Here is a 15,396-nt window from a genome sequence, read left to right as displayed (position 1 = left end):
TCCCGAGACCGGGTCGGTTCCGCGAGCGCGAGCTATTTGACGCCGGCCGCGAAACGCCGGGGCAAGGATGTCCACGGACGACGACTTCATCGACATGCGGTCCGACACCGTCACGAAGCCCTCCGAGGCGATGCGGGACGCCGCCCGCGACGCCGACGTCGGCGACGACGTGTACCGCGACGACCCGACGGTCAACGAGCTGGAGCGCCGCGCGGCCGAGGCGGTCGGCATGGAGGCCGCCCTCTACACGCCGAGCGGGACGATGGCGAACCAGATCGCGATCAACGTCCACACCGAGCCCGGCCAGGAGATCCTCCTCGAGCGTGAGTCGCACGTCTATCGGTGGGAGCTCGCGGGCGCGTCGGCGCTCTCGGGGCTCCAGACCCGGACGATCGACGCCGGCGATCGGTGCGTCCCAACCGCCGAGCAGGTCGAACGGGAGGTGATCGAGGAGGACCTCCACCGGCCGGGGACCGGCCTCCTGAGCCTCGAGAACACCCACAACTATCGGGGGGGAGTCGCGGTGCCGAAGGCGCGGCTCGACGCGGCCGCGACGGCCGCACACGACGCGGGCGTCCCGGTTCACCTCGACGGCGCACGCCTGTTCAACGCGAGCGTCGCGCTCGACACCCCCGCGCCCTCGCTGCTCGAGACGGTCGACAGCGTCACCTTCTGTCTCTCGAAGGGGCTCGGCGCGCCCGTCGGCTCGATCCTCGCCGGCGACGAGGCGTTCATCGACGAGGCCCGACGGGTTCGCAAGCTGTTCGGCGGCGGGATGCGGCAGGCCGGAATGATCGCCGCGCCCGGCCTGCTCGCGCTGGAGAACGTCGACCGCCTCGCCGAGGATCACGCGAACGCCGCCGACCTCGCCGCCGGGCTCGACGCGCTTCCGGGCGTCTCGGTGCCCGAACCGGACACGAACATCGTCGTCGCCGACACCGAGGCGGCCGGGATCGAGGCGAGCGACTTCGTCGAGGCCTGTACCGACGCCGGCGTCGGCTGCGGCGAGTTCGACACGTACACGACGCGGTTCACGACGAACCTCGGGATCGACGGCGAGGACGTCGACGACGCGATCGACCGGGTGAGCGAGGTCGTCGAGGGGCTGTCGGCGTAGTCCGGTCCCCTCGTTCCCGGCTCACGTCGCGACCCACATCAGCCGGACGTTCGACGCGGTGAGATAGAGCCCGAGGGCGGTCAGAAGGACGGGCGGGAAGTAGTACAGGAGCCCGTCGCCGTCGCGGGCGCCGNNCATGCTGTGGATAAGCGTCGCCGTCGCGGGCGCCGACGACGCTTATCCACAGCATGAGGAGGTACACCACGATCTTGAGCGCGACGAGCCCGGCGAGCCCGAACGAGTCGAGCGCGAGGGCGACGACCGGGTTCGCCTCCTCGATGGCGGGGACGTACGTGAGAAAGGCGATCGTCGAGACGACGTCGCCGACGCCGTACGTCGACGTGGCGGCGATCCAGAGGCTGTAGAACTCGTCGGGTCGCCGGAGGTACGCCGGCCGTTCACGGGACCGATCGCCGGGGCGTGACACGTCGGTTCGACGTCCGGAGCGAACCTCAAGCTGTCGCTCCGGCGCGGGTCTCGGGGTACCGCCGGTTCCGGATCGCTTTATGCCGGCCGGCGACTGTGCCGCGTATGGGAACGCCGCTCGAAACGCGCGAGGCGCAGGTCGAGGAGGTTCTCGAGAGGCTCTACGAGGAGTACCCCGACTCGACGATCTCGCTCAACTACTCGAACCGGCTGGAGCTGCTGATCGCCGTGATACTCTCGGCGCAGTGTACCGACGAGCGCGTCAACGCGGTCTGTGCGGAGCTGTTCGAGACCTACGGGACGCCCGAGGAGTACGCGAACGCGCCCCAGGAGGAGCTGGCCGAGGCGATAAACTCCATCACCTACTACAACAACAAGGCGACGTACATCCGCTCGGCGTGTGCGGACATCGCGGAGAAACACGACGGCGAGGTCCCCGACACCATGTCCGATCTCACGGACCTCGCCGGCGTGGGGCGGAAGACCGCGAACGTCGTCCTCCAGCACGGCCACGACGTCGTCGAGGGGATCGTCGTCGACACGCACGTCCAGCGGCTCACGAGGCGGCTCGGGATAACCGAGGCGGAGCGGCCCGAGGCGATCGAGGAGGACCTCCTCGGGATCGTTCCGGAAGACGACTGGCAGCAGTTCACACACCTCATGATCGACCACGGCCGCGCCGTCTGTACCGCCCGAAACCCGGACTGCGGGGAGTGCGTGCTCGCCGACGTCTGCCCCTCCGCGAAACCGGACGCAGCGGTCGATCTGGCGAGCGGCGAGGAGTGGTAGCCCGGTCGGAGCCGGGAGTCGGCCGCGACCCGGCCGGTTATAAAGACCCCGCCGAACGGGGGGATCGGCGATCCCCTTCCCCGCCGCGTGGAACGCGCTTCTCCCCTTATGTGCTCGCCAGGCGTATCCGTAAGTGGAGAGAGACACCATGTCCACCAACACAACCAACGAGTTCGGCGGGGAGTTCGGCGGAATCACGCTGCTGGGGAGGGCGCACTCGCTGTCGGCGCTGTTCATCGTCGTCCTTCGGGCGTTCATCGGCGGGATGATCCTGTTCGCGGGCATCGGGAAGGTGCTCGAGTGGCCGTTCGACGCGAGCGGCTACCTCGCGAACGTCGACCCCGCGAGCCCGGTCAGCGGCCTCTACGGCGCGATGGCGTCGATGCCGGCGCTCATGGAGGTCGTCAACGTCGTGGTCCCGGTCACGCAGGTGCTCATCGGCGTGGCGCTGATCGCCGGCGCGTTCGTCCGGCTGGCCGCCCTCGGCGGGGCCGTCCAGATGGCGATGTTCTACCTCGGCGGCTGGGCGGGCGAGTTCCTCGCGCTGTTCGACTCGACGCTGATTTACGCGGCCGTGTTCCTCACGGTCGCCGCCTTCGGCGCGGGCCGGATCCTCGGCCTCGACGCCTACATCGAGCGGATCGAGGTCGGCGGGACGCCCCTGATCGAGCGGTTCCCGGCCGCCCGCTACCTCCTCGGCTGAGTCGGGGAACCGACCACGCCGACCCCCCGCTCGGCTCGTCGTTCCGACCCGCCGCCGGGCTCGGCCGCTCGAGGCGCCTCGGAACGTCACGGAACCGCCACGAAGCGATTTCCCCCATCCAATCCTTATAATAACGCACGGGCTAATCGGCTCGTAATGGAACTCGGTTCGCGGGACGCGTTCACCCGGACGGGAACGCTCGGCATCGAGGAGGAGTTCTTCATCGTGGACGCCGACGGTCGACCGACCTCCGGGACCGACGACCTCGTGTACGGCCGCGACCCGCCCGCGGCCGTCCCCGAGGGGTTCGACCACGAGCTGTTCAAGTGTACGATCGAGGCGCAGACGCCGCTCATCGAGGACCCGGACCGGGCCGGCGACGCGCTCCGGGAGGTCCGGGAGGCGCTCGTCGACCACGCCGCCGCCGACGGCTACCGCATCGCGGCCGCCGGATTACATCCGGCCGCGCGGTGGCGGGAGCTGGACCACGCCGAGAAGCCGCGGTACCGCTCACAGCTCGACCGGATCCAGTACCCTCAACACCGGAACACGACGGCGGGGCTCCACGTCCACGTCGGCGTCGACGACGCGGACAAGGCGGTGTGGATCGCGAACCGCCTCCGCTGGTACTGTCCGGTGTTGCTCGCGCTGTCGGCGAACTCCCCGTTCTGGAACGGCCACGACACCGGGCTGGCGTCGGCGCGCGCGAAGATATTCGAGAACCTCCCGAACACGGGGATCCCCTCGGCGTTCGCGGACTTCGAGTCGTTCGACCGATTCGAGCGCCGCATGGTCGAACAGGGGTCGATCGAGGACCGCGGGGAGCTCTGGTTCGACGTGCGCCCCCACACCGGCCACGGCACCGTCGAGGTTCGTGCGCCGGACGCCCAGCGCGACCCGGAGCGGACGCTCGCGTTCGTCGAGTACGTCCACGCGCTCGTCGTCGACCTCGCGGAGCGGTACGACGACGGCGCGGCCGGCTCCGGACCCGAGACCGGCTCCGAACCCGATCCGGCCCTCCGGCGCGAACTCCTGGACGAGAACAAGTGGCGCGCGATCCGCCACGGCCACGACGCGTCGTTCGTCACGCGCGACGGCGAGGGAACGGTCGCGCTGGGCGAGGTCGTCGATCGGGAGTGCGACCGGCTCGGCGTCGACGGGATCCGGGACGTGTACGACGCCGAGAGCGGGACCGAGCGGCAGCGTCGGATCCGCGAGGAGGACGGCCTCGACGCGCTCCGTGCGGACCTCGTGTTGGACGGGAGTTGAACCCGCGGGGCGCGCGGGGGTCGTTCCGGTCGAGTTCCGTCGGAACGAAAGCGACGAGAAACCCTTTTCAGCGCGCGGAGCGAGGTTTCGGGCATGACAAGGGACGACGACGCCGAACGCGGAGACGACATCGTCGGCGACGGAGAGGACGGATCGCCGGCGGAGCGGACCAAAGAGGAACTCCGGAAGACGCGCGAGCGGCTCGGCGAGGGAGCCGACAAGGCGGTCAAGGGGTTCGACGACAACGTCGTGGACCTGTTGGCGTGGCTGCTCGACACCGAGACGCGGGCGCGGATCTACGTCTACCTCCGCGAGAACCCCGAGAGCACCAGCGACGAGGTCGCCGACGGGACCGGGCTCTACCCGAGCACCGTCCGGGAGGCGCTCGCGGAACTCCACGAGGAGGGGACGGTCTCGCGGGGGAAACGCGAGGCCGACGGCGCGGGCAACAACCCCTACGAGTACGAGGCGATCGCGCCGAGCGAGCTGGTCCGCGGCGTCGTCGGCGACGTTCAGGCCGAGCTCAACGCCGTCTTCAACCTCGACCGGCGGCTCGGCGGCGAGTCCGCCGAGGGCGACGACGAGCCGGTCAAGATCTCCGTCGCCGGAGCGGACGCGGACGCCGAGGGTGCGGACGCGGACGCCGACGCGAACGGCGACGAGGGGACGGACGCGGACGACGGCGCCGACGAATAGTCGAACCGACCGAGACCTACCGAGACCGGCCGATCCCGCGGCCGGTTCGGGATGATTTAAGTCCCGGCCGCGCAACGCACGGACATGAACGTCGCGCTCGGCGGCACGTTCGACCCCGTCCACGACGGCCACCGGAAGCTGTTCGAACGGGCGTTCGAGCTGGGTGACGTGACCGTCGGCTTGACCTCCGACGAGCTCGCCCCGAAGACCCGACACGTCGAGCGGTACGTCCGCCCCTACGAGGGCCGGAAACGCGACCTGGAGGCCGAACTCGAACCCCTCGCCGCGGCGCACGACCGGGAGTTCACGGTCAGGAAACTGGAGGAACCGACGGGGATCGCCGTCGAGCCGCGGTTCGACGCGCTGATCGTCTCGCCGGAGACGAAGGCGGGAGGAAAACGGATCAACGAGATCCGCGAGTCCCGCGGCCACGACCCCCTCGAGATCGTCGTCGTCGACCACGTTCCCGCCGCCGACGGCGACCGGATCTCCTCGACCCGCATCGTCGCCGGCGAGATAGACGAACACGGAAACCTCACGCCCGACCGGGAGGGCCGGGGCGCGACGCGACCCGAATGACGCGGCTCGCGCGGGTCCTCCTCGGAGAGGCGGGGTTCGAGCGTGCGGCCGTCTGGAGCGCGACCGGGTTCGCGCTCTCGCTCGTCGCCGTGCGGGCCGCGCCGTCGACGGGGACGGACCCGGTCACGGTGGCGGCCGTCTGTACGGCCGTGACCGTCCTCGGCGTCGCGGGCCTCACGCGGGTCGGCGGCGGCCTCCTCCCGAGCGTCCTCCTCGCGTACGGACCGGTCGCGGCGGCGCTCCTCGAACTCCTCGGTCCCCGGATCCGTCTCGTCGCCGGCGGCGGGATCGCGGTCGACGCGGGCAGTGCCGGGACGGGTGGTGCGGCCGACGGTCCGCTCTCGACGGTCCTCGCACTCGCGGAACCCCTCGCGATCGCGGTCGCCGGCGCGATCGCGCTCGGAACCGTCGGCTTCCTCGTCGGCCGCGGGCTGGCGGCGATCGGCGGAACGGGTCCGGACGCGGGATCCGAGTCCCGCTCCTCGAGCACCGACGCGGACGACTGAGTCACTTATCCTTCGAGCGACCCGTTCAACACCTTCGCCGCGACCAGTACCGGGTCCCACACCGGGCTGAACGGCGGCGCGTACGCGAGATCGAGCCGTTCCAGTTCGGGAACGGTGAGGTCCGCCTCGATCGCGGTCGCGAGGGTGTTTATCCGGACGGCCGCCCGATCGGGACCGACGATGCTCCCGCCGATCAGCCGCCTCGTGTCGCGGTCGGCGACGAGCGTCACGTCCGTCTCGGCCGCGCCGGGGTAGTACCCCGAGCGCGACCCCGCGGTGACCGTCTCGCGCACGGGATCGAAGCCGGCCTCGACGGCCGCCTTCTCCTCGACGAGCCCGACGCGGCCGCACTCCTGGTCGAACGCCTTGACGACGGCCGTCCCGGCGATCTCGCCGACCGGGGTCGGGTCGCCGGCGACCGTCGCGCCGATCGCGCGGCCGGACCGGTTCGCCGTGAGCCCGAGGGGCATCCACGCCTCCTCGCCGGTGACCGCGTGGGTCGCCGTCGCACAGTCGCCGGCGGCGTACACGTCCGGGAGGCTCGTCCGCCCGTACTCGTCGGTCCGGATCGCGCCCCCCTCGCCGAGTTCGACGCCGGTTCCGGAGAGCAGCTCCGCGTTCGGCTCGATCCCGACGCCGACGACCGCGAGGTCGACGGCGATCGACTCGTCGTCGAACGCGACCGCCTCGATCCGACCGTCGCCGACGAGTTCCTCGACGGGACTTCCCGTGTGGACGGTTACGCTCCGTCCCTCGAGTTCCGCCTCGACGCGCTCGCCGACCGCCTCGCCGAACGGCGGGAGGAGGTGTGCGGAGCGCTGAAAGAGGTGGACGTCGAGCCCGCGGCCGGCGAGCGCCTCCGCCATCTCGACGCCGACGTAGCCGCCGCCGACGATCGCGGCGGTCTCGGGGGCGGGCAGGGCCGCGTTGCGGTCGACGCGCTCGCGGTCGACGGCCGGGGCGTCGGCGCGGCCGGGGTCGTACTCGTCGGGATCGGCGACGTACGCGTCGATCGCCGCCGCGGCGCCCATGTCGTGGAGCGTGAACGCGCCGTCTACCCCCTGTACGTCGAAGGGGCCGGTGACCGCGCGGCCGCCGGTCGCGACGAGCAGGTTCCCGTACGCCTGCTCGACCCGGTCGCCGTCGGCGGTCTCGACCGCGACCCTTCCGTCGTCGGGATCGACGCCGACGACCTCGTGGCCGCGTCGGAGGTCGATCCCGCGCTCGTCCACCTCGCTCGGCGACAGCGAGAGCAGGTTCGAGATGCGCTCGATCCGTCCCTCGATGAAGTACGGCATCCCGCAGTACGCGAAGGAGATCCAGCGACCCTTCTCGAGGACGACGACGTCCCGGTCGGGGGCCTCGCGGCGGAACTTGCTGGCGGCGCTCAGCCCGGCCGCGTCGGCACCGACGACGACGAACGGATCGGTCATGCCAGTGGAATCGCCGAGCGTGAACAAAAAGCCGTCCCCGGCGTGTGTGACGGACGCATCGGCTCGCGAGGACGCGGACGCCGCCTACGACCCGTTTCCGCCCTCCGTCGCGCCCTCGACGCCGAGCGCGTCGAACAGCTTCCGGCGGACCGCCTCCTCGGTCAGGTGGAGGAGGGTGTCGCGGTTCCCGCCGCTCGCCTCGATTCCCGTGAAGATGCCGAGCGGGATCTCGACGGAGCCCTGCGTCGAGTGGCCGGCGGCGTCGCCCATCTCCGCGAACGCCTCCTGGAGGACGTTCCCGATGTTGAGCCGGATGTCCTTCGAGCGGGCCGCGAGGTAGATGTGGTCGTCGGCGATCCCGAGGACCGCCGTCGTCGTGATCCCCTCGAGGTTCAGGAGGTGTTGGGCCGCCTGCGCGAGCGCCTCGCGGTCGCGGATGAACCCGGCCGTCGAGAAGAGGTGGCTCCCCTGGACCTGCCGGTTCTGGATCGCCTCGGCCAGCACGTCGAGCGTCTCGGGGCTCATCGACGGCGACTCCACCTGCTCGAGCGTGTCGTGGTTGGCGAACGGGTGGAGGTACGCGGCCGCGGTGAGGTCCGCAGGCGTCGTGTCGCGTTTGAAGTCCAGCGTCTCAGCACGGATCCCGTACAGCAGGGCGGTCGCGACCGCCTCCGTCGGCGACTGGTCGAACTCCTGGAGGTACTTCGTGAGGATCGTCGACGTCGAGGAGACGTTGGTCCGGACGTCGACGAACCGCGCGTCCGGGGGCGCGTCCGATTCGAGGTGGTCGATGTAGACGTCGATCCCCGTCTCTGGGTCCACGTCGTCCTCGGCGGACTTCGCGAGGTCGACCGCGGCGACCGTGTCGTACTCCGAGAGCGGCGGCGCGTCGGCCCGCGAGCGCAGGTCGATGCCGAGCAGGTTCACGAACGCGCGGTTCTCCTGGTGGCCCACGTCGCCGGAGTAGAGGATGTCCGCCTCGACGCCGAACGCGTCCGCGATCGCCTGGAGCGCGGTCGCCGACGCGATCGAGTCCGGCTCGGGGTTGTCGTGGGTGAGGATCGCCATCCGGTCGCCGCCGCCCTCGATGATCTCCGCGAGCTGGCGGGCCATGTACTCCAGCTCGCCCGTCTCGAGCGACTGGAGCGCGCTGTCGGCGATCACCGTCGAGGGGTTGATCACCACGTCCGCGCCCCGCTCGCGCAGCTCGTCCTCGCTCACCGGGTCGGACGCCCGCACGACGACGTACTGGTCGCCGTCGACCTCGCGGATCGCGGAGACCGCGGCCTTGTTGGCCTCGACGTCGGAGGCGAGGATCAACACGATGTCCCGGTCGTCGAGCGCGTCGACGACGTCGGGCTCCGCGATGTCCTGGACGCGGGCGTTGAGGTCCTGGTCCCGCAGCGCCTCGACGCGGCTCTCGTCGCGGTCGAGGATGAGCACGTCCTTACCGCGTTCGGAGAGCGACTCCGCGACCGCGTGGCCGACGCTCCCGCAACCGAGGATCGCGTATCGCGTGCGTGCCGAGCCGGATGCGCCACTCATTGGATCCGATTTCCGCGGGCCGACACTTAACGAGTGCGCTCTCGCTGCGACCGCGCAGACGCCGAGAACGCCGTCCTCGTCGGATCCGCGCGTTCTCTCGACCGATCCCGGTAGCGGTCGGTCGGGACGCTGGCGTGCCGCCGTCGCCGGCGCGGTGCTCGACGAATGAAAAGGCCTTTTACCGTGACTCGGGTACGAGAGTTCGAGGGCCGGTAGCTCAGTTAGGGAGAGCGACGGACTCTTAATCCGTCGGTCGCGTGTTCAAATCGCGCCCGGCCCGTTCCGTTAATAAAGGATAGAGACTTCCTAGATGTATTTTTCGGTCGATCCGAGGATCACTCGGAGGTGGCGTCATGAGCAGCGTCGAGCGCCAGATCGACGTCGATCTCGACGCCGACGAGAACGCGGCGAGCGCCGTCGTTGAAGAGCGTCGCGAACTGAGCATCTCGGAGCTGTTCAACGCGAACGGGGAGCTGCGTCTCTGGCAGGACTCCGCCGGCTGGAGCGGGTACGTTCGCGAGATCGTCGACGACGAGACGCGGTACTACGCGGTGAACACGCGGTTCGACGAAGACGAGTGGATCTCGAAGATCCACTGCGGTGAGCGGGCGGTTCACGACGCGATTCGGAGTCACATCGAGGACAGGCACGCGGGTGGCGTGGGGAACTTCGTGAAGAGGTGTTCGCCGCCATGAGGTACTGTCCGGACTGTGGAGCGAAGCTGACCCGGACTTCGAAACCCGGCAGCGCGATCCCCTACGACGCGTGCCCCGAGTGTAGCTACGGAGGTGCGCTATGAACGCCGAGACCGCGGTCGACGAGCAGCGCAAAGCGATCGCGAACCGGCTCGGCGAGCCCGACCGTCTCCAGTTCCCGGATGGATGGACCATGTCCTCCAGTTGGCGGCGCGCACAGGCGGCGCCGTCGACGGTCGGGGCCGTGAACCCGGCAGAGTTCGACGTGTTGCTCGGTCGTGAGAACGACGAGACGGCGCTCTCACGGCACCGCGTGCTGTTCGCGGTCTACGAGGGTGACCTCGTCGCCGAATGCGACTGCGACGGCTACCGGTTCCGAGATTGGTGCGCTCACGTCGCGCTGCTGTGGTGGCACTGGAGCCGCGACGACCTCGGCGTCACCGACCTCGACACCGGTCGAACCCACCTCTCGCCGCCCTGGTGGCTCACCGTCGACGACGTCGACCACGATCGCGTCGACGCTGATGCGAGTCAGCCGGTCGCGGCCGACGGAGGTGTCGAGCGATGACCTCCGTTTCCACTGTTTCGTGTGGAACAACTGGAGGGTACGACTCGTACGACTCCGCGACCCCGTCGTACGACACCGATTCGTCGAATATCTCGGCTTTCGAGGCTTCTCGAACCGGATTTAGAAAGTCGTACGAAGGTACGGGGGTGTGTCGGAATCGATGCCTACGTGACGCACCCGTGCGACGGCGCGCGAACTTTACGCGGCGCGCGCGCCGCCGCGCATTATGCGGCCGTGGGTCCGCCCGCAGGCGTTGGGGGGTGGGCCGATGAGCGACTCTCGAGTCGCGAAGGCGACGATCCGCGACACGGACCTGCTGGCGTCGCTGGAGGAAGCGGAGGAAGAGCACGGGTCGCTGGCGGACGCGGTTCGACACGCGGTCGCGACGACGTACGCCGGCGACGACGACACCGGAGAGGTTCACGAGGAGAGCGGGCTGCCGGTGAAAGCTCGGGAAGGACATCGGAAGCTCGTCGAGTGGACCGGGATCGGCGGCCGGATCGAGCTGGGAACGGCCGAATCAATCCTCGCGAACCACTTGAACATCCAGAAGGGCGCGGTTAGGAAGGTGGTGATCAAGCCGCTGAAGCGCGAAGAGGTGATCGCGCTCCACCAGGGCGTTCACCACGTCTCGATCGTGGTCGGGTCACTTCAGGACGGGCCGATCGACGCGGACACGACGTCCGAACCGGAGACGACGACGTCCGGTGAGGCGGTCGCGGACGGTGGGTCGGTTCGTGAGAGACTTGACGAGCTGGCGAACGCGGAGGTAGAGCGATGAGCAAATCTGGCGGGTACAAAGCGGAGGGGATCACGCGGTTCATGGCCGAGGGACGGCGGATTCAGGAGGGTGACGGGAGTTTCACCGTGACGATCCCGCGGTCGCTGGCGATGGAATGGGATCTTGAACACGGTGACGACCTCCTGTTTACGGCTGAAGAGGGGTCTTCCAAAGCGACGATCCACAAGCCCGGCAGCGAGGGCGGCTTTTCGGTGGAGGTGGCCGATGACTGACCGTCCTAGCGGGGCAGCACAGGACGGCGAGACGGTCGCAACGAATAGGGGAACGGCGGCAGGAGAGACGCCGCTGACGGCGGCCACGGAACACCCGGCAGTCCTCGACATCGACGTAGTCGGCGACCGAGCCCTAGCGAGCGTCGAGAAGGGCGACGTCTCGATTCTCGTCGAAGCGCCGGCCGGAATCTCCGCTGACGAGTTGGAGGCAACGCTGAACGGCGTGCCGGAGAGTATCGAGCAGACGACTGAGCGATTCGCGGAGACACCGCCCATGAGTGACGACACCACCGAGAGCGACGGGAGTACTGACGCCGAAGACGTGATCGACGACGACCTCGGAGGTGGTGCGTGATGGCGGCCGCTGACACGGAAGACGCGGCTGGAGACGGCGACGGGACGTCGACCTCAGGAACCGAGACGATCGACAGCCTCACGGTCGTCATCCGTGCGGAAGTGCTCCAGCAGGTGGTCGACCAACTGCTGACCGTCGTTGACGAGGCGATCTTCCGGCTCGGTTACGACGGGCTCTCCGTCGCGGCCGTCGACCCGGCGAACGTCGGCATGGTCAACGTCGAGGTGGAGGCCGGCGCGTTCGAGTCGGTCGGTGACGGGATGTTCCCGATCGGGCTGAATCTCCAGCGGCTCGACGACTACATCGGCGGCGCGAGTGGGGCGGAATCGGTGACGCTCACGTACCGGCCGGAGACCCGGTCGATCGAGATCGAGCACACGAACGTCGAGGTGGAGATGTCGGGGATCGACCCGCAGACGATCCGCGGCGAACCCGATATCCCGGAGATAGATCACTCGGTGGAGTTCGTGACCGATGCGAGCGTGTTCACTGACGCGATCGAGAACGCGGAGCTGGTGAGCGACCACGTCGAGCTCGAATCGTTGGTCGACGAGGAGGCGTTGGCTGTTCGCGGTCACGGGGATACTGACGACATCCAGACGGTTCTCGGCTCGGAGGAACTGCCGACAGCGACGTTCGACGCGGACGCGGTGGGGATGTACTCGCTGCCGTACCTGGTCGGCGGTTCGACCAGCGGCAGCAAGTACGCGGGAATCCTGAAGCCGCTAGGAAGCGGCACGGAGCTTCGCGTGGAGTTCTCCGAGGAGATGCCCGTGAAGCTCTACTACGACTTCGCGGACGGTCTCGGTCACGTGATGATGATGCTCGCGCCGCGGATCCAGAGGAAGTGATGAGGGTGTGCCGAGCTATCATCACGGTTCGAACCGCGTACAGGGGTACGCTCGGTTCGAACACGCGAAGGCGGGCGACGGCAGCGGAGCCGGATACGAGCGGTGGCGCTCTACCGAGCACCGCCCGCACACGCCAGGAGAGCGACGCGAGGACGTCTACGTCGCACATCATCGGCTGCTCGCACTCGTCGAGTGCTACTCGCTCGAGGAGCCGATCGAGTCAGTCCTCGACGATCTCGCCGAAAAGGACGTCCACCACCGCAACGGGGTCAAATGGGACAACCGGGGAGAGAACATCGAGCCGGTCGACCACGCTCGCCACGCGTCGATCACGCAGCAACAGGTCAGAGCGTGGGCGGAAGACGAGAAGCGCGAGCGAGAGCGCCGTGCGGCCGGCATCGACGCCGCCGATGTTTGCGACGGCTGCGGGGAAGCTGTGGAGTTGCTCGCGACGTCGCCCGGCTTCGCCGGCGAGCGGTGCCTGGAGTGTGCGAGACGAGAGTGCGACGGCGAGCCGATCGAAGTCTAATAGATCGACAGTGAGCGACGAGAACAACGAGCGGACGGAAGGGACGACGGAGCCGTTCGATGGACCCGTCACGGACGGTTCTGGAGGTGGTGAGGCGTGAGAGTAGCCGACGAGCAGGTGCTTCACCACGCGCCGATGCTCGCGGCGCTGGGTGGGCTCGTCGCCGGGTATATCGCCGCGATAGGAGCGGGGCGGTATCTGGCGTTCGCCGGGACGCTGGCGGCGTTCTTCGGTGGCTACGCGCTGTGTGTTGCGTATCTACGAACGATGTCACGGTCAACGGAGCGTGATCTCCTGTGGAACTGACCGAACCCGTCTATTTCGAGCGCGGCGGACGGATCTCTGAGTGTACCGCTATCGACCGGAACGGTCTGGAGGTGACCGATGGCGAGTGAGGAACTCTCGGATGCGTTCGTCGCCATCGTGGACGGCGCACGCTGCGATATCGCGTACTTGCGGAACGAGTGGCGGCAACGGACGGCCTACGGCCGAGTTCGGCTCACGCCACTGCTCGTGGTGTATCCGTTCCTCGCGACGGTGTACCTCGTCGCGGCGAGCTTGATGTACGGGCTCTTCCGAGGAGCAGAGATCACGGTAGCTGGCTGGCAGCGCCTGTGCGACACACGAGAGCGTCTCGAGCCAGAGGTGTACGATGGAGAGTGACGAAGTCGACGGAGAGATCGATCGGTACTACCTCTGTGTGACCTGCGGCCGGCTCAAGCACGAGGACCTCTACGCGGAACAGGGGAACTGTACCTGCGATGACTGCCACGAGGCAGATCGCCACGAGATCAACTACCGAGAGGCACCCGACGGGAACGGATACGTCTCTGAGAAGAGCCCGCAAACTGACCGCGACTGCTACGAGGCAAACCGATGACTGACACTGACAACAACCCGCTCGACCGGATTTTCGTTGAGGAGCCCGAAGACCATCCCGACGAGATCGTCGTTGACGAACTGACGACGATGGACACGACGGAGTTCGTGGAGCGGCTGGAGTCGCTCGCAACGGCGGCCGAGGCCGTCGAGACGCTGTCTCAGGACCTCGAACGATTGCGGGAAACCGGGCTGTCCGACGCGGACGCTCGGGATCTCATCTACGGCCGGAACAGCGGGCTCGCAAAACGCGACATTGAGGCGATGTTCGACGCCGTCGACCAACTCGCCGACGATCGCGCTGATCGCCCCGTCGAGCGTCTTCTATCCGAACTCTCGGGCCTGAATCTCTCCGAGACAGCGGAGTTAATGGACGAACTCGACCGTCTGAGCCGGCGGTACGGGGGTCTCAACAATGAATGATCGAGCTGGAGACGGGCCCCATTGCGACCCTCGCGACGGAGAGAGTCACGACGGTTGCGGTGGGATCCGCCCGGTTCCGCCGGGAGTTCCGAACACACCGGAGGACTACGATGGCGAATAAGCTGCCGTCGGACTCTATCGTTCATGGTAACGCGTTCGACGCGCTCGCTTCCCTCGAGGAGGACGCTGGCCACGCGGCGATCGTCGATTATCCGTGGAAGTTCGAGGCACAGAATGGAACGGGCCGGTTCGGGAACGACGGTGATCACGGCTTCGATGCCTACCGGACCGAAGACCACGAGCGACTCGCGGACGTGCTCGCCGAGCTGGCGGAGTCGTTGGTCGACGGTGCGTGGGTGTTCGTGTTTGCCGACGACGAGACGAGCCCGGAGTTCCGCCGGCTCGTGGAGGACTCGCCGTTTACATACCGGCGAACGTTGGTGTGGGACCGTGAGAAGTTCGGGATGGGAACGTACCACCGGGTTCAGCACTACCCGATCATCGCGGCGACGAACGGCGAGACCGAGCGGTACGTCAAGAATCGAGGAACCGTGTTCCGGGCGATGAAGCATGACGGGACGCCGTCGACCAACGACTACCCGACGGCGAAGCCGGTCAAACTCTACCGGCAGCTACTCTGTCCACCAGTCCTCGAAGAAGGAGAGCGCCTGCTCGAACCGTTCTGCGGGAGTGGCCCAGGAGCCGCGATCGCCGCGGAACGCGATCTCGACTATTGGGGCGTCGACGCTAATCCGGACGCCGTCGACCAAGCTCGCGAGCGTCTCGAACAGCAGCGGATCGGACAGGTGACGCTCTGATGCCGGCTCCGATCGCCCGTGAACACCTGCTCGGTGCGACGATTTGGGCTTACGGAGGTGGGGCGGCACGTGTTCGACCGTGGACACAGACGAGGCAGTTCACGAGGCTCCGGAGGGTGTGACAACGCCTCAGACGAGCTTGGGATTCTCTGTATTGAATCCCAAACTCGCGGCTTCCCTTCGCTGTATCACTTATAAACG

Annotated in this window: 21 protein-coding genes, 1 tRNA gene and 1 pseudogene; 20 read left to right on the top strand and 3 right to left on the bottom strand. The window is 68.2% G+C overall.

Annotated features, from left to right (window positions below):
- The first annotated feature begins 67 nt into the window (after window positions 1-67).
- On the top strand, window positions 68-1,117 hold the full coding sequence (locus DJ70_RS12575; RefSeq protein ID WP_094533520.1) for a threonine aldolase family protein: 1,050 nt from the start codon (window positions 68-70) through the stop codon (window positions 1,115-1,117).
- Window positions 1,118-1,138: 21 nt separating this feature from the next.
- On the opposite strand, the pseudogene DJ70_RS17970 reads toward DJ70_RS12575, so the two are convergent.
- Window positions 1,139-1,544, bottom strand: a pseudogene (locus tag DJ70_RS17970) (hypothetical protein).
- 104 nt (window positions 1,545-1,648) lie between these two features.
- Here DJ70_RS17970 and nth point away from each other — a divergent pair.
- The 6 genes from nth to DJ70_RS12540 all read left to right on the top strand — a co-directional run bounded on the left by nth (window position 1,649) and on the right by DJ70_RS12540 (window position 6,085).
- Window positions 1,649-2,332, top strand: a complete 684-nt coding sequence (gene nth / locus DJ70_RS12565) for an endonuclease III (RefSeq protein WP_094533518.1) — start codon at window positions 1,649-1,651, stop codon at window positions 2,330-2,332.
- Window positions 2,333-2,480: 148 nt separating this feature from the next.
- Window positions 2,481-3,035: a DoxX family protein gene (locus DJ70_RS12560; protein ID WP_094533552.1), complete on the top strand. Its 555-nt coding sequence runs from the start codon at window positions 2,481-2,483 to the stop codon at window positions 3,033-3,035.
- Window positions 3,036-3,191: 156 nt separating this feature from the next.
- A complete protein-coding gene (locus DJ70_RS12555; RefSeq protein ID WP_094533516.1) occupies window positions 3,192-4,304 on the top strand; it encodes a glutamate--cysteine ligase in 1,113 nt (370 codons plus the stop codon).
- 93 nt (window positions 4,305-4,397) lie between these two features.
- Window positions 4,398-5,000, top strand: a complete 603-nt coding sequence (locus DJ70_RS12550) for a winged helix-turn-helix domain-containing protein (RefSeq protein ID WP_094533514.1) — start codon at window positions 4,398-4,400, stop codon at window positions 4,998-5,000.
- 84 nt (window positions 5,001-5,084) lie between these two features.
- A complete protein-coding gene (locus tag DJ70_RS12545; RefSeq protein WP_094533512.1) occupies window positions 5,085-5,579 on the top strand; it encodes a phosphopantetheine adenylyltransferase in 495 nt (164 codons plus the stop codon).
- Window positions 5,576-6,085, top strand: a complete 510-nt coding sequence (locus DJ70_RS12540; protein ID WP_094533510.1) for a hypothetical protein — start codon at window positions 5,576-5,578, stop codon at window positions 6,083-6,085. Before DJ70_RS12545 ends, DJ70_RS12540 begins: the two co-directional genes overlap by 4 nt.
- Window positions 6,086-6,090: 5 nt before the next feature.
- On the opposite strand, the gene DJ70_RS12535 is transcribed toward DJ70_RS12540, so the two are convergent.
- On the bottom strand, window positions 6,091-7,518 hold the full coding sequence (locus DJ70_RS12535) for an FAD-dependent oxidoreductase (protein ID WP_094533508.1): 1,428 nt from the start codon (window positions 7,516-7,518) through the stop codon (window positions 6,091-6,093).
- A gap of 84 nt (window positions 7,519-7,602) precedes the next feature.
- Window positions 7,603-9,063, bottom strand: a complete 1,461-nt coding sequence (locus tag DJ70_RS12530; protein WP_094533506.1) for a DHH family phosphoesterase — start codon at window positions 9,061-9,063, stop codon at window positions 7,603-7,605.
- Window positions 9,064-9,269: 206 nt separating this feature from the next.
- Here DJ70_RS12530 and DJ70_RS12525 point away from each other — a divergent pair.
- The 13 genes from DJ70_RS12525 to DJ70_RS12465 all read left to right on the top strand — a co-directional run bounded on the left by DJ70_RS12525 (window position 9,270) and on the right by DJ70_RS12465 (window position 15,195).
- Window positions 9,270-9,343 (top strand) — tRNA-Lys (locus DJ70_RS12525).
- A gap of 73 nt (window positions 9,344-9,416) precedes the next feature.
- Entirely contained in the window at window positions 9,417-9,758 is a 342-nt protein-coding gene (locus DJ70_RS12520) for a hypothetical protein (protein WP_094533504.1), read from the top strand.
- A gap of 100 nt (window positions 9,759-9,858) precedes the next feature.
- Complete coding sequence (locus DJ70_RS12515; protein ID WP_094533502.1) at window positions 9,859-10,326, top strand: hypothetical protein; 468 nt, start codon at window positions 9,859-9,861, stop codon at window positions 10,324-10,326.
- A 268-nt stretch (window positions 10,327-10,594) separates the two neighbouring features.
- Window positions 10,595-11,107: a hypothetical protein gene (locus DJ70_RS12510; RefSeq protein WP_094533550.1), complete on the top strand. Its 513-nt coding sequence runs from the start codon at window positions 10,595-10,597 to the stop codon at window positions 11,105-11,107.
- Complete coding sequence (locus tag DJ70_RS12505) at window positions 11,104-11,340, top strand: AbrB/MazE/SpoVT family DNA-binding domain-containing protein (protein WP_094533500.1); 237 nt, start codon at window positions 11,104-11,106, stop codon at window positions 11,338-11,340. The genes DJ70_RS12510 and DJ70_RS12505 overlap by 4 nt, the downstream gene beginning before the upstream one ends.
- Window positions 11,333-11,695: a hypothetical protein gene (locus DJ70_RS12500; RefSeq protein ID WP_245810839.1), complete on the top strand. Its 363-nt coding sequence runs from the start codon at window positions 11,333-11,335 to the stop codon at window positions 11,693-11,695. The genes DJ70_RS12505 and DJ70_RS12500 overlap by 8 nt, the downstream gene beginning before the upstream one ends.
- Window positions 11,695-12,546, top strand: a complete 852-nt coding sequence (locus DJ70_RS12495) for a hypothetical protein (RefSeq protein WP_094533498.1) — start codon at window positions 11,695-11,697, stop codon at window positions 12,544-12,546. The genes DJ70_RS12500 and DJ70_RS12495 overlap by 1 nt, the downstream gene beginning before the upstream one ends.
- Before the next feature lie 7 nt (window positions 12,547-12,553).
- Window positions 12,554-13,075 carry an HNH endonuclease gene (locus DJ70_RS12490; RefSeq protein ID WP_094533496.1) on the top strand — a complete coding sequence of 174 codons (522 nt, stop codon included), beginning with the start codon at window positions 12,554-12,556 and terminating at the stop codon, window positions 13,073-13,075.
- A 96-nt stretch (window positions 13,076-13,171) separates the two neighbouring features.
- A complete protein-coding gene (locus DJ70_RS12485; RefSeq protein ID WP_094533494.1) occupies window positions 13,172-13,381 on the top strand; it encodes a hypothetical protein in 210 nt (69 codons plus the stop codon).
- A 78-nt stretch (window positions 13,382-13,459) separates the two neighbouring features.
- Entirely contained in the window at window positions 13,460-13,738 is a 279-nt protein-coding gene (locus DJ70_RS12480; protein ID WP_094533492.1) for a hypothetical protein, read from the top strand.
- Window positions 13,728-13,955, top strand: coding sequence for a hypothetical protein (locus DJ70_RS12475; protein ID WP_094533490.1), 228 nt, complete (start codon window positions 13,728-13,730; stop codon window positions 13,953-13,955). The genes DJ70_RS12480 and DJ70_RS12475 overlap by 11 nt, the downstream gene beginning before the upstream one ends.
- A complete protein-coding gene (locus tag DJ70_RS12470; protein ID WP_094533488.1) occupies window positions 13,952-14,377 on the top strand; it encodes a hypothetical protein in 426 nt (141 codons plus the stop codon). The genes DJ70_RS12475 and DJ70_RS12470 overlap by 4 nt, the downstream gene beginning before the upstream one ends.
- 110 nt (window positions 14,378-14,487) lie before the next feature.
- Complete coding sequence (locus tag DJ70_RS12465) at window positions 14,488-15,195, top strand: DNA methyltransferase (RefSeq protein ID WP_094533486.1); 708 nt, start codon at window positions 14,488-14,490, stop codon at window positions 15,193-15,195.
- Window positions 15,196-15,396 lie beyond the last annotated feature (201 nt).

This window comes from Halorubrum halodurans (assembly GCF_002252985.1).
In the GTDB taxonomy this organism is placed as follows: domain Archaea; phylum Halobacteriota; class Halobacteria; order Halobacteriales; family Haloferacaceae; genus Halorubrum; species Halorubrum halodurans.
This window is presented reverse-complemented; position numbering and strand designations above follow the sequence as displayed.

Bases quoted from the DNA above. Each gene is read 5' to 3' on its own strand.
- DJ70_RS12560 (WP_094533552.1), top strand. From the start codon at position 2,481: ATGTCCACCAACACAACCAACGAGTTCGGCGGGGAGTTCGGCGGAATC.
- nth (WP_094533518.1), top strand. From the start codon at position 1,649: ATGGGAACGCCGCTCGAAACGCGCGAGGCGCAGGTCGAGGAGGTTCTC.
- DJ70_RS12480 (WP_094533492.1), top strand. From the start codon at position 13,460: ATGGCGAGTGAGGAACTCTCGGATGCGTTCGTCGCCATCGTGGACGGC.
- DJ70_RS12535 (WP_094533508.1), bottom strand. From the start codon at position 7,518: ATGACCGATCCGTTCGTCGTCGTCGGTGCCGACGCGGCCGGGCTGAGC.
- DJ70_RS12555 (WP_094533516.1), top strand. From the start codon at position 3,192: ATGGAACTCGGTTCGCGGGACGCGTTCACCCGGACGGGAACGCTCGGC.
- DJ70_RS12520 (WP_094533504.1), top strand. From the start codon at position 9,417: ATGAGCAGCGTCGAGCGCCAGATCGACGTCGATCTCGACGCCGACGAG.
- DJ70_RS12510 (WP_094533550.1), top strand. From the start codon at position 10,595: ATGAGCGACTCTCGAGTCGCGAAGGCGACGATCCGCGACACGGACCTG.
- DJ70_RS12475 (WP_094533490.1), top strand. From the start codon at position 13,728: ATGGAGAGTGACGAAGTCGACGGAGAGATCGATCGGTACTACCTCTGT.
- DJ70_RS12470 (WP_094533488.1), top strand. From the start codon at position 13,952: ATGACTGACACTGACAACAACCCGCTCGACCGGATTTTCGTTGAGGAG.
- DJ70_RS12465 (WP_094533486.1), top strand. From the start codon at position 14,488: ATGGCGAATAAGCTGCCGTCGGACTCTATCGTTCATGGTAACGCGTTC.
- DJ70_RS12545 (WP_094533512.1), top strand. From the start codon at position 5,085: ATGAACGTCGCGCTCGGCGGCACGTTCGACCCCGTCCACGACGGCCAC.
- DJ70_RS12495 (WP_094533498.1), top strand. From the start codon at position 11,695: ATGGCGGCCGCTGACACGGAAGACGCGGCTGGAGACGGCGACGGGACG.
- DJ70_RS12550 (WP_094533514.1), top strand. From the start codon at position 4,398: ATGACAAGGGACGACGACGCCGAACGCGGAGACGACATCGTCGGCGAC.
- DJ70_RS12575 (WP_094533520.1), top strand. From the start codon at position 68: ATGTCCACGGACGACGACTTCATCGACATGCGGTCCGACACCGTCACG.
- DJ70_RS12505 (WP_094533500.1), top strand. From the start codon at position 11,104: ATGAGCAAATCTGGCGGGTACAAAGCGGAGGGGATCACGCGGTTCATG.
- DJ70_RS12530 (WP_094533506.1), bottom strand. From the start codon at position 9,063: ATGAGTGGCGCATCCGGCTCGGCACGCACGCGATACGCGATCCTCGGT.
- DJ70_RS12500 (WP_245810839.1), top strand. From the start codon at position 11,333: ATGACTGACCGTCCTAGCGGGGCAGCACAGGACGGCGAGACGGTCGCA.
- DJ70_RS12540 (WP_094533510.1), top strand. From the start codon at position 5,576: ATGACGCGGCTCGCGCGGGTCCTCCTCGGAGAGGCGGGGTTCGAGCGT.
- DJ70_RS12515 (WP_094533502.1), top strand. From the start codon at position 9,859: ATGAACGCCGAGACCGCGGTCGACGAGCAGCGCAAAGCGATCGCGAAC.